The sequence below is a fragment of the Clostridium weizhouense genome, assembly GCF_019431045.1.
Lineage (GTDB): Bacteria > Bacillota > Clostridia > Clostridiales > Clostridiaceae > Clostridium > Clostridium weizhouense.
The window spans coordinates 1-12,260 of the sequence record NZ_JAHXPT010000006.1 but is presented as its reverse complement, the minus strand read 5'-3'; the positions used below and the strand labels follow the sequence as shown (position 1 = coordinate 12,260).

Annotated in this window: 8 protein-coding genes; 1 reads left to right on the top strand and 7 read right to left on the bottom strand. The window is 27.2% G+C overall.

Annotation, left to right across the window (positions count from 1 at the left end; translation table 11 throughout):
- Nucleotides 1-127 precede the first annotated feature (127 nt).
- The 4 genes from KYD98_RS08785 to KYD98_RS08770 form a co-directional block, all read right to left on the bottom strand.
- Entirely contained in the window at nucleotides 128-331 is a 204-nt protein-coding gene (locus KYD98_RS08785; protein ID WP_219779309.1) for a heavy-metal-associated domain-containing protein, read from the bottom strand.
- 49 nt (nucleotides 332-380) lie between these two features.
- A complete protein-coding gene (locus tag KYD98_RS08780; protein ID WP_219779307.1) occupies nucleotides 381-2,819 on the bottom strand; it encodes a heavy metal translocating P-type ATPase in 2,439 nt (812 codons plus the stop codon).
- A gap of 64 nt (nucleotides 2,820-2,883) precedes the next feature.
- Nucleotides 2,884-3,150, bottom strand: a complete 267-nt coding sequence (locus tag KYD98_RS08775; RefSeq protein WP_219779305.1) for a metal-sensing transcriptional repressor — start codon at nucleotides 3,148-3,150, stop codon at nucleotides 2,884-2,886.
- A 313-nt stretch (nucleotides 3,151-3,463) separates the two neighbouring features.
- Nucleotides 3,464-4,630 carry an amidohydrolase gene (locus tag KYD98_RS08770; RefSeq protein ID WP_219779304.1) on the bottom strand — a complete coding sequence of 389 codons (1,167 nt, stop codon included), beginning with the start codon at nucleotides 4,628-4,630 and terminating at the stop codon, nucleotides 3,464-3,466.
- A gap of 385 nt (nucleotides 4,631-5,015) precedes the next feature.
- Between KYD98_RS08770 and KYD98_RS08765 the strand changes: the two genes are divergently transcribed.
- A complete protein-coding gene (locus tag KYD98_RS08765) occupies nucleotides 5,016-5,468 on the top strand; it encodes a peroxiredoxin (protein WP_219779301.1) in 453 nt (150 codons plus the stop codon).
- 271 nt (nucleotides 5,469-5,739) lie between these two features.
- On the opposite strand, the gene KYD98_RS08760 is transcribed toward KYD98_RS08765, so the two are convergent.
- The 3 genes from KYD98_RS08760 to KYD98_RS08750 form a co-directional block, all read right to left on the bottom strand.
- Nucleotides 5,740-7,347 carry an esterase/lipase family protein gene (locus KYD98_RS08760; protein ID WP_219779300.1) on the bottom strand — a complete coding sequence of 536 codons (1,608 nt, stop codon included), beginning with the start codon at nucleotides 7,345-7,347 and terminating at the stop codon, nucleotides 5,740-5,742.
- 147 nt (nucleotides 7,348-7,494) lie between these two features.
- Nucleotides 7,495-8,847, bottom strand: a complete 1,353-nt coding sequence (locus KYD98_RS08755) for an esterase/lipase family protein (RefSeq protein ID WP_219779298.1) — start codon at nucleotides 8,845-8,847, stop codon at nucleotides 7,495-7,497.
- Between the two features lie 1,139 nt (nucleotides 8,848-9,986).
- Entirely contained in the window at nucleotides 9,987-11,696 is a 1,710-nt protein-coding gene (locus tag KYD98_RS08750) for a methyl-accepting chemotaxis protein (protein ID WP_219779296.1), read from the bottom strand.
- Nucleotides 11,697-12,260: the final 564 nt, after the last annotated feature.

Below are 12,260 nucleotides of genomic sequence, written 5' to 3'. Positions count from 1 at the left end.
TTGTATAGTTTGTGTCAGACAAGGAAGTAAATTTAGTTAATAACGAGCTATTAGATAAATTTGCTGACGCAGTATCACACAAAATAGACGAGCATACTGGTCTATTATTTTTTTAAATGTGCCTTAATTATTCAATTCCTACAACATCATATCCTTCATCTTCTATTGCATCTTTTAAAACTTGATCACTTACTGTTGTTTCTACTAAAGCATATTTATCCTGTAAGCTTACCTCTACTGAAGTTACTCCATCTAACCCTTCTAAAGCATTCTTTACATGACCTACACAATGATTACAACTCATACCTTCAATTAAAATTTTCTTTTTCATAATCTCAATTCCTCCTAAATTATCTATATTTTGATTAAGTGTTGATATTTTAAGCTTTGAAATTTCTAAGCCTTAAAGCGTTTAATAATACTGATACTGAACTAAAACTCATTGCTCCAGCTGCTATCATTGGATTTAAAAGTGGTCCTCCAAAAATATGAAGTATTCCCATAGCCACTGGTATTCCTAATATATTATATCCAAATGCCCATCCTAAATTTTCTTTTATATTTTTGATGGTTGCCTTACTTAATTTAATAGCTGTTGATACATCCATTAAGTCACTTCTCATAAGAACTATATCTGCTGATTCTATCGCTACATCTGTACCTGAGCCTATTGCAATTCCTATATCTGCTTTAGCAAGTGCTGGTGCATCATTAATTCCATCTCCAACCATCCCAACTTTATCTCCATTTGATTGAAGCTTAGCTACTTCATTTGCTTTATCTTCTGGTAATACTTCTGCTAAAACTATATCTATTCCAACTTGTTTAGCTATTGCATTTGCTGTACTTTTATTATCACCTGTAATCATTGCTACTTTTATTCCCATATCATGAAGAATTTTTATAGCCTCTTTACTATTTTCCTTAACAGTATCTGCTACTGATATTATTCCCTTTATTTGTGAATTAATAGCTATATACATAGGAGTTTTACCCTCATTAGCTAATATATCTGCTCTTTCATTTAATACTGATATATCTACATTTTTCTGTATCATTAGCTTTTTATTTCCTAGGAAAACTTTTTTTTCGTCAATCATTGCCTCTATTCCATAACCAGGAATAGCTTCAAATTTATCAACTTTCTTTAATTCTAGACCTCTATCATTTGCTTCTTTTACAATAGCTTCTCCTAATGGATGTTCAGAACCTTTTTCAGCACTTGCAGCTAGAATTAATATATCTTCTTCTGAAATATCATTCCATATAATATCTGTTACTTTTGGTTTCCCCTCTGTTATAGTTCCTGTTTTATCAAATACTATAGTATTTAATTTATAGGTAGTTTCTAATGCTTCTCCACCTTTAATTAACACACCATTTTCTGCTCCTTTACCTGTTCCAACCATTATTGCTGTTGGTGTTGCTAAACCTAAAGCGCATGGACATGCTATTACTAATACAGAAATAAATATTGTTAATGCAAAAATAGAAGATTCTCCAGCTATTAACCATGCTAATGATGAAATGATAGCTAAGCTAATTACTATTGGTACAAAATATGCTGAAATAATATCAGCAAGTTTTGCTATAGGTGCTTTTGAACCTTGTGCATCTTCAACTAATTTAATAATTTGAGCTAAAGCTGTATCTTTTCCTACTTTTGTTGCTCTATATTTTATAAATCCAGTTTTATTAATACTTGCTCCAATAACGCTGTTACCTATTGTCTTTTCAACTGGAATGCTCTCTCCTGTAAGCATAGATTCATCAATTGCTGTAGTTCCTTCTATTACTTCTCCATCTACTGGAAGCTTTTCTCCTGGTTTAACTAAAATAATATCTCCAACCATGACTTCTTCTACTTTAACAGTTATCTCATTATTATCTCTTATAATAGTTGCAGTTTTAGGTGCTAGACCCATCAATGCTTTAATAGCCTGTGATGTTTTTCCTTTTGAAACTGCTTCTAAATATTTTCCTAATGTTATTAATGTTAAAATTACACTTGCTGATTCAAAATATAAGTGCATTGCATATTCATGATTTCCTTGATTGATTTTAAATATCGTAAATACTCCATATAAGAATGCTGCTAAGGTACCTATTGATATTAATGAATCCATATTAGGACTAAGTTTAAATAAATTCTTTAACCCAATCTTATAAAACTTATATCCTACTAACATTACTGGAAGTGTTAATACAACTTGTATTAATGCAAAATTCAAAGGATTCATCATTGGATCAATTATAGATGGTAACCTCATTCCAACCATATGTCCCATACTTATTATCAATAATGGAATAGTTAAAACTACTGATATAATAAATCTTGTTAATAATTGCTTTGAAGGATTTTCTTCCTTTTTATCTTCACTTTGTTTATTGATTGATTCTTCATCAATAAGTTTATATCCAGCTTTATCTACTACATTCTTGATTTGACCATAATTTATTTCATCTTCATCTATTGATATTGTTAATCTTTCAGTTGCAAAATTAACAGCTGATTCTTCTACACCTTCTAATTTTTTAGTAACTCTTTCAACTCTATTTGCACATGCTGAACATGTCATTCCTTCAACTTTAAAATTATAAGTCTTTATATTTTTCTTAACTCCATATCCAGCCTTTATAACTGCATCTTCTATATTTTGATTATTTAGTTTATTTTCATCAAACTCTACATTTAAAGTTTCCGTAGCAAAATTAACATTTGCATTATCTATTCCTTCTAATTTTTTTACTACTCTCTCAACTCTGTTTGCGCATGCTGAACAACTCATTCCTTCTATTTTAAATGTCTTTTTATTCATATATTCACCCCTATCAATTCTTAGTTTTATTATCAATAAATGTTGATATTATTCTCTAATTTGTCTATTTAGAAAGTATTTTCTCTAAAACTTTATTCATTTCTTCAATCTTTTGATCAGTATCATTATTAAGACAAGCTTCTTTTACACAATGACGTAAATGCCCTTGCAATATCATTAAATCTGCTTTTTTTAATAACGATTGAGCTGCTAATATTTGATTTGCAACATCTATACAATATCTATCATCTTCAATCATTTTTATTATTCCTTCAATTTGACCTTTTGCTGTCTTTAAAGATTGCAATGCTTTTTTTCTTTCTTCGCTCATACTCTTCCCCCTCCCCCCCAGGGGGGTATATTATAATTAAATTATATAACTAATTTTTAATTTGTCAATTTAAAAAGCTTCTAATTTTCTATACAATAAAAAACTTAGAGTTAATTTTAAATAAACTACTCTAAGTTTTTTTATTCCCATTAATATATATTCTAATTCATTTCATCTTTTAATTTTTTACAAAATATATACTTAACCAAATCCCTTTTGCTACTTTTTCTATATCTGCTCCTAATAATAAACTTCTAACATTTTCAGACTGTCCTTTAACTTTGCATTTATAAATTTTAATACTACAATGTCACTATCTACTTGATATTTCTATTAATGATTTTTCTGCTAAACTAGCAAAATATTTTGCATAATCTAAAATCACATTCTCATCTATTTGAAACTTAGGATGATGATGTGCATATGACTTTCCTATTCCAGTAATTATAAAGGCTCCTGGTATCTTTTGTTGATAATATGCAAAGTCTTCACCTTCTAATCCCATTGAAATCTCTTTTACATCAAAATTTAAATTTTTTGCTACTTCAATTGATAGTCTAACCCATTTTTCAGTATTATTTGTTGCTGAAGAAGAAGAATGCCAAATAAGTTTTGCACTTCCTCCAAACAATTGTGATGTACCATTAATAATTTCATTCATTCTCTTAAATATTAAATTACGATCACTTTCATTTAAAGTTCTAACTGTACCTTCGATATAAGCTGCTTCTGGAATTACATTCCATGTATTTCCACTTTCTATATGAGTCACACTTAAAAGTGCATTACTAGTTGGACTTATATTACGACTTACTATAGTTTGAAGTGACATAATTATATTAGATGCAATAATAATTGGATCTATTGACTTTTCTGGCTTTGCAGCATGACTTCCTACTCCTAAAATCTCTATTTCAAATCTATCAACAGCTGCAGTCATTGCTCCAGTTTTAACTCCAATAACTCCACTATCTAAATCTGGTGTATTATGAATACCAAATATAACATCAACATCATCTAAAACTCCAGTCTCAATAATCTTCTTAGCTCCATCTGCACTTTCCTCTGCTGGTTGAAATATAACTTTAACTTTCCCCTTTAAATTTTGTTCATTTTTTTTAAGCAAGTAAACTGCTCCCAAAATAACTGCCATATGAAAATCATGTCCACAAGCATGCATTTTCCCTTTAATTAATGATTTATATGGTAAATCTGTTTCCTCTTCAATTGGTAATGCATCTATATCACACCTAATAGCAATAACTGGTCCTTTAGCTCTCCCATTAATTTCTGCAACTAAACCTGTTTTTAAATTTAAATCAATAATATCTATATTAACATCTTTTAATAATTTTCTTAAATTATTTGTAGTTTCAAACTCTTGATTTGGTAATTCAGGATTTTGATGTAGTTTATGATAAACTTCTATAAGTTCATTATTTAAATTTTCAACTATACTTAATAACTCTTCTCTACCCAATTTAACTTCCTCCCCAAGATTTATAATCAATTTACAAAATTTCATTATACTTTTATAGTGAATTATCCTTTAATATTATCTTTAATATCTACAATTATTCATTTATTAAATTCTAAATAACAATGCTAGTATAATATCTATAATAGATTAAATTATTAATATTGATATTATATAAATAAATTTATCCTTAAAAGAATTCACCTCTTGTCTGATAATTTAAAAGACATAATAATCTATAAATAAAACCGTATTTTAAGTAAATATTGATATTAAAAAATTACATTAAATAAAGAAAATATTTTTAGATAATATTTTTTAACAAATTTATATTGATAATTAATAATAATTATTATATAATAACATTAATATTTGGAGGTGAACAATTATGGTTAATATTGGAGATTTAGCTCCTGATTTTGAACTTCAAGGTTCAGATGGAAAAAGTCATAAATTAAGTAATTATAGAGGGAAAAAAGTTATTTTATACTTTTACCCAAAAGATAATACACCTGGATGTACAGCTGAAGCATGTGATTTTAAAAATAATTACACTACTATACAAGATAAAAATTCAATAGTAATTGGAATTAGTAAAGATAAATTATCTTCTCATGATAAATTTATTAATAAATTCAACTTACCATTTTTATTATTAAGTGATGAAGAAAAAATTGTTTGTTCATTATATGATGTATTAAAAGAAAAAACTATGTTTGGAAAAAAGGTTATTGGAATAGAACGAAGTACTTTTTTAATTAATGAAGATGGATTGATTGTTAAAGAATTTAGAAAAGTTAAAGTTAAAGGACACATTGATGATATTTTAAGCTCTCTCTAACAATTGTAATTCTCTAAGTTTTAAATAATATTTATACTAAAAAATTTAATATAATCTAGAGCTTAGTTGATTGTAATTAATTTATATATATTTTTTACACACACTAATTTATATAAGTTTAAATACAGTTTGTTTGTTAATATAAATTTAAAAATATTTACAAATAACATGACTTGCTAGTATAATGATGAACTTATATATAATAACTCCCAATTAAATTAATAGAGCTAACTCAAGTTACTGAGTTAGCTCTTAATATTACTTTTTAATCTTATTTTGGTAAATTACTTAATTGTTCTGCATAGTCAGCATACCAATCTTTCACATCTCCAAATGTACCTACAATGTCCATATGATCTGTATTTATAAGCTTAGGCATTACATTCCATTGTCCTTTTTTAGCTTGACCATTAAATTTTTCAATTATATCATCTGAAGCTACTTTAGGTCCATCTTGACTATACGTGTTTACAACGCCATCATTTGGAAACCATTTTTTATCTATTATAGGAAGCCCATTTCTATTACGTGTATATCTTCCCATTTCTGTTGCTGTTGGATAAAACAATGGATTCATTGGGCCAATTTGTGGCATAGAATGATCACTAATTAGTGATTCTCTTGTTGCACATGTTGACCAAGAAAAATAATAAACATCTGGTTGAGCTTTTACCCATTTGTTAAGCTCTCTTGCACCTTCTGTTGATAAATCATAAGTTGCTATATCTTTTGTTTTATCCCATATATCACTATTTAACACCTTATCTATATAGTCTAATTTAGAGTCGCCATCTTCTTTTTTTAATCCCCATTGATCTAGTTTAAAATCATACAATGAATTAATAAAATTATTATGTCCTGTTACTGTTCCTAAAACACCAAATGCAGAACTTAAAAATATTCTTCCTGGAATTGCATCAGCCAAAGTTGTTCCATTATTTGGTGTTGATATTGTTGTTACACTATGGATCCAATGTTTTCCACCTTCAAATAATGGTGATAAATTTTCTTGTCCACATGCTTTTTCTTCTTCACAGCCTTCACTTAATAATTGTGTTAAAGTACGTATGGTTTGTCCACCCATACTATGTCCCATTAAATGAATTTTATTCTCATTACTTATTTTTTTGTATACACCTGGATATGTTCTACCATATCTTTCATGTCCAAATTTTCTAGCATGTGCTTCACCATAGTCTACTGTACCACCAACTATGTATGCATATAATTCACAAGCTCTATCCCAGTTACTAGATACAGGTCCTACTGTTGCTGTATAAGTTTCATGACCTAAATCTCTTAATTTTTCTTGGATGTCAACAACTCCCCCCCAATATTTATATCCTAATAGTTCATCTCTTCCAAATCCTAAAAATCCATGAACTAAAACAATCGGATAGTCATTTCCTTCTGTTATATTAGTTGCTGCTAAATTAGGTACTTCTATTGGAGTTGCTTCAGTAATATCAGTAGTCTCTTCTTTTTCTATTTTATCTATATTACTAATTTCATTTTCAATACTAGTTATTTCATTTTCTTCATTAATACTTTTATCTATTTCAGATGTATTTGATAATTCTTTTTCCTCATTCTTTTCTTGCACATCTGATTTTTCTATTTCTTTTTGTTGATTTAATTTTCCTGATTCTTTTTGTGATTCTTGTGCTTTATCGTAATTTGTATTTTCTACTTCTTCAGCTATACTTTTTTCTGATTCAATAAATGTTTGAGACTTTGATTCATCATCAATAGTTTGCACCTGTGTATTTTGAGGTACATTTATTGGTTCAGCCGCTCTAGCGTTTAATGGTAAACTTGTTAGCGTCATAGACACCGCCAATAAAGTAATACCTATTAATTTAGTTAAAGATTTCTTCATCTCTTTTCCCCCTTATTTTTAACCATATACTCTTGTCCTGACCTTATTTATATAGTTTTTATCTTATAAAATTGTATCCATATTTTTCAATATAAATTAATATACTAATGGGGAATTTTTTCCCCATCTAATTATTAACTATAATTCCTACATTGGTAATTTACTTAATTGTTCACAACGATTTATATACCAATTTTTAACATTACCAAAACGTCCTATTATATCTTCATGGTCCATGTTCATAAGTGTAGGCATTGCATTCCATTCGCCCTTTTTAGGAGTACCATCATAATCTACAATAACATCATGAGATCCTAATTTAGGTCCATTTTCACTTATGCAGTTTACATAACCATCATTTGGCCACCAATTTTCATCTATAACTGGTTTACCTGCTTCATTACGTGTATAACTACCCATTACAAAAGAGTTTGGATAAAACATCTTATTCATTACTCCTGGTTGTGGAATTTGGTATCCTGTAAGTATTGATTCCTTTGTTGCACAAACTGTCCAAGAGAAGTAATAAACATCTGGTTGAGCTTTTACCCATTTATTAAGTTCTTCTGCTCCGTATGTTGATAAATCATAACTTGATATATCCTTTGTTTTATACCATATATCACTATTTAAAAGACGTTTTAAATAAGAAAATTGTAATTCATTTTTTCTCTTTGTTAATCCCCATTGATCTAGTTTAAAATCAAATACATTTTGAACTAAAGCATTATGACCTGTTGCTGCTCCTAAAACTCCAAAAGCAGGACTTGCCATATCAACTATTGGATTCCCATCAGCTGCTGTTGTTCCATCATTTGGTGTTGCAATTGTTGTTACGCTATGAATCCAATGTTTTCCACCTTCAAATAATGGTGATAAATTATTTTGGCTATATGCTCTTTCTTCTTCAGATCCTTCACTTAATAATTGTGTAAGTGCACGAACAGTTTGTCCGCCCATACTATGTCCAACAAGATGTATCTTTCTTTCATTACTTATATTTTTGTATATACCTGGATATGTTCTACCATACCTTTCATGTCCAAATTTTTGAGCATGTGCTTCACCATAGTCTACTCTTCCACCTACTATATAAGCATAAAGTTCACAGGCTCTATCCCAGTTACTAGCTACAGGTCCTACTGTTGCTGTATACACTTCATATCCTGCATCACGCATTTTCTCTTGAAGGTCTACTGTCCCCCCCCAATATTTAAATCCACCTACTTCATCTCTTCCCCATCCCATAAATCCATGTACAAGTACAACAGGATAATTGTTTCCTTCTCTTGTTGCAGATAAATCTACAGTTTCTGTTTTTTCTTCATCTAAATCCACTGCTAATGGTGAATTCTCTATAGATGATTCATCTTGCGTATTTTCTATTGTTGTTTGTTCTGTAATTTCCGCTGCCATTGCATTATTAATTGGAAAACTTGTAACTGTCATTGCAGCTGCTAATAGTGAAATCCCTATTAACTTAGTTAAAGACTTTTTCATTTTTCCACACCCCTATACAATAATTTTAACATCTTCTTACTTTGATTTTTTTCTTTTGTTAAAATAACTGTATATCTCACCTCACTTCTGATGAACCAACAACTATCTATATTTAAGAAAATTTCTTTATCATTACTTATTTGATTAATTCTCATATTGCCCTATCAATATAGTTGAATTACAACAAATATTTCCATGTAATTGATTACATTAAAAATTATTTAATTCTTCTTTTTTATATAAGTTCCTCATTATACTGGTAAATCATAGAATTTATAAGTATTCTATGATGTATATTAATGAATAAACTTTATTGGAACTTATCTATCTTAAATATATAATCTGATAGTTTATTAATTCTTAAATTTAAAATATATTTAAAATTTAATATATTTACACTTTAAATATAAACCTAGTTTCTGTTTATCTATTAAATATGCTTGTCTATATTTTAACGTCACATCTACTATAAATTTATAAAATAAATATACTTATAGTCTTATGGTAACAATTTGAATGATAATTTTAATAATTTAAAACTTGTATTTAATCTTAGAATTTAATTATTACTTGATCAAATATTTATATACTAATAATTTTTTTCTTTTACTACATCAAATAACAAGATATTGATTTCCACCCATTTTATTAGAATAAATATTGATTTTTATCATTTTTTAACTCAATTTATTTACTTATAGATTTGCCTATTTTATTATTTATAAAGTTTATATTTTCTTTTTATCCTTTGATAATATTTACTAATATCCGTTTTGCAAAAAATTATGTACTTAAATAGTGTATAAATTTAAATATATTTGCTAGTTATATTAATATGTATAAATTTAATTAAAAATTATATAAGGTTCAATTAATAATATTTACATTTTATATTATATATGTATTTATTGCAAACGTTTTAATTTTATGTATATATTTTACACGAATATGTTGTTTATATTATATTATCTTATTTTGTAATTTTCAATATATTCTTAATATTTATTTAAATATTTTTATCTACACAAAAAAACAAAGATAGATATTATTTTCATTATAATATCTATCTTTAATATTACTTTAATCTATATTCTTAAATTAAACTATATTTTAAAATGCAACCTTAAATTAAGTATATTCTAAATCTTAAATTTAGAAATTTCATCCTTTAATTTTTGAGCATCTTCTTTGGATTTTAATGCATTCTCTAAAACATAATTAGATTTATCATTAACTTGTAATACACTGCTTGCAATGTCAGTAGTACCACCTGCTCCTTCTCCAGCTGCTTGTGCCACTCCATCTATAGTTTTAATTACATCCTGTAATGATGCTAAAAGTTCTTCTGAACTTGAACTGAAATCTGCCACAAGATTATCAACAAAATCAGCATCTTTACTATATTTATCTGCTACATCTAACATATTCTTATAATCACTATCTACTTCTACAGACATAAATTTTAATAATTTATTTGAACTATTTGAAAGATTTTTAACAGCATCTGTTACTTTTCCCGTTATGTTTTGAATTTCTATTACTGTATCTTTAGATTGTTCTGCAAGTTTTCTTATCTCCTCAGCAACAACTGAAAATCCTTTTCCTGCTTCTCCAGCTCTTGCTGCTTCTATAGCCGCATTAAGTGCTAAAAGATTAGTTTGTGATGTTATTTGCATTATAGATTCAGAAAGTACATTTATTTCTTCAACAACTTTTGATGATTGAATTGCTTCTTTTAATTCTATTTTTGTATTATTAAATATTTCATTTGTTTTTTTCTGTGAAGCTTGTACACGTTCTTTAGTATCTTCTGCTCTTTTATTTATCTCTCCTGCTTTAATTGCTCCATTTTGAGACTTTTGTGCAATAGAATTAAGAGCTTGTTCTATTTCTTGAGATGTTGCTAGCATTTCTTCTGCTGATGCTGTTGTTTCTTCCATATTGGCTGCTAGTTGCTCTGTAGTTGCTGAAACTTCCTCTATGTCTGAATTTAAATTTGTAACATTATCTTTTATAATCTCTACAACGTCCTCTATACTCTCAGAACTTTCATTGACTGTTTTAATAATTTCTCTTAAATTTTGTATAAATTTATTTAAACTTACTGAAAGATCTTTTATTTCATCTTCTGAATCTACTTGTATTTCTTTAGTTAAATCTCCTCCTCTTTCTGCTAAAGAATCTAACTCTGATTTTAAAAGATTTAATGGATGTGTTATGGACCTAATAATAATTCCTCCAAAAATTACACTTGCTATTCCTAATAATATTATTACAGAAATATTTATTTTCATAGCACTATTATATTCTTTGTCACCTTCTAAACTGATATCTACTGTTGCTTTTTTATTGAATTCAACCATATTTGTCAAGTATAAAGAAACTTTATCAAATGATTCTTTTGATTCTCCCATCATTATTTTCATAGCTTCTTCATTTTTACTCTCTCTACTTAAAGCAATAATTTGATTATGTAGTTCTAAATATTTATTCCATTCTTCTTTTACCATATTAAACAATTGTTTATCTTCTTCAGTTTCTATTGTATTAAAATACAATTCTAAATTTTTTTGTATTTCTTTATTTTTTTCTTCCATTGCTTTTTCTTTTTCTTGCATAGTTTCTTGATCGGTTGTAATAATATGATTATATTCAAGTAATCTAAACTTTGATTTCATAACATTAATTTCTTCTGAATATATAATTCCTGGAATAGCATCTTTAGTAATAACTGTTGATTTTTGATTTATACTATTCAAAATTTTTATAGAATAAATCCCCATAGACACAATAGTAATTATAAAAATAACTACCAAAAAAATTAGTTTATTTTTTATTGTTTTTAACATCTTTCGTCTCCTTACCTAAATATAAAAATTCGTCCTATAATTATTCATTCGTTTATAAATTTATTAACTTTAGCTTTATATTTTAATTATATTATATATATTTTTAAATTAGTTTTCTAAATAAAACATTTAATTATCTGTTTATTATAGTAATTTATTAAATATAAAGTTATTATTACAATATATCTTCTAAAAATAAGTTTTAATTATTTAGTCGTTTTTTGTAGTTTTTCTTTTTTATTTATTAACTATAAAAACTCACAAGTAACTAAGCTACATTTTTTATTAAAAAGTTAATTAACTTAATTTAGAGTCTTAAAAATTTTCTAAAAAGATAAATTTTAAAACTCTATTATTTTCTTTAAAATAAAAACTTCCTTGCTAATAAATTTTAGTAAGGAAGTTTTTATAAGTGTGTGTATTCTTTAATATATTTAATTATTTAGTTAAATATTCATCTATAGCTTGAGCTGCTTTCTTTCCAGCGCCCATAGCAAGTATTACTGTTGCTGCACCTGTAACTGCATCTCCTCCAGCATAAACGCCTTCTTTAGTAGTTAATCC

Excerpts from the sequence above, each read along its gene's own strand:
- KYD98_RS08775 (WP_219779305.1), bottom strand. The coding sequence starts at position 3,150 with ATGAGCGAAGAAAGAAAAAAAGCATTGCAATCTTTAAAGACAGCAAAA.
- KYD98_RS08765 (WP_219779301.1), top strand. The coding sequence starts at position 5,016 with ATGGTTAATATTGGAGATTTAGCTCCTGATTTTGAACTTCAAGGTTCA.
- KYD98_RS08760 (WP_219779300.1), bottom strand. The coding sequence starts at position 7,347 with ATGAAGAAATCTTTAACTAAATTAATAGGTATTACTTTATTGGCGGTG.
- KYD98_RS08780 (WP_219779307.1), bottom strand. The coding sequence starts at position 2,819 with ATGAATAAAAAGACATTTAAAATAGAAGGAATGAGTTGTTCAGCATGC.
- KYD98_RS08785 (WP_219779309.1), bottom strand. The coding sequence starts at position 331 with ATGAAAAAGAAAATTTTAATTGAAGGTATGAGTTGTAATCATTGTGTA.
- KYD98_RS08750 (WP_219779296.1), bottom strand. The coding sequence starts at position 11,696 with ATGTTAAAAACAATAAAAAATAAACTAATTTTTTTGGTAGTTATTTTT.
- KYD98_RS08755 (WP_219779298.1), bottom strand. The coding sequence starts at position 8,847 with ATGAAAAAGTCTTTAACTAAGTTAATAGGGATTTCACTATTAGCAGCT.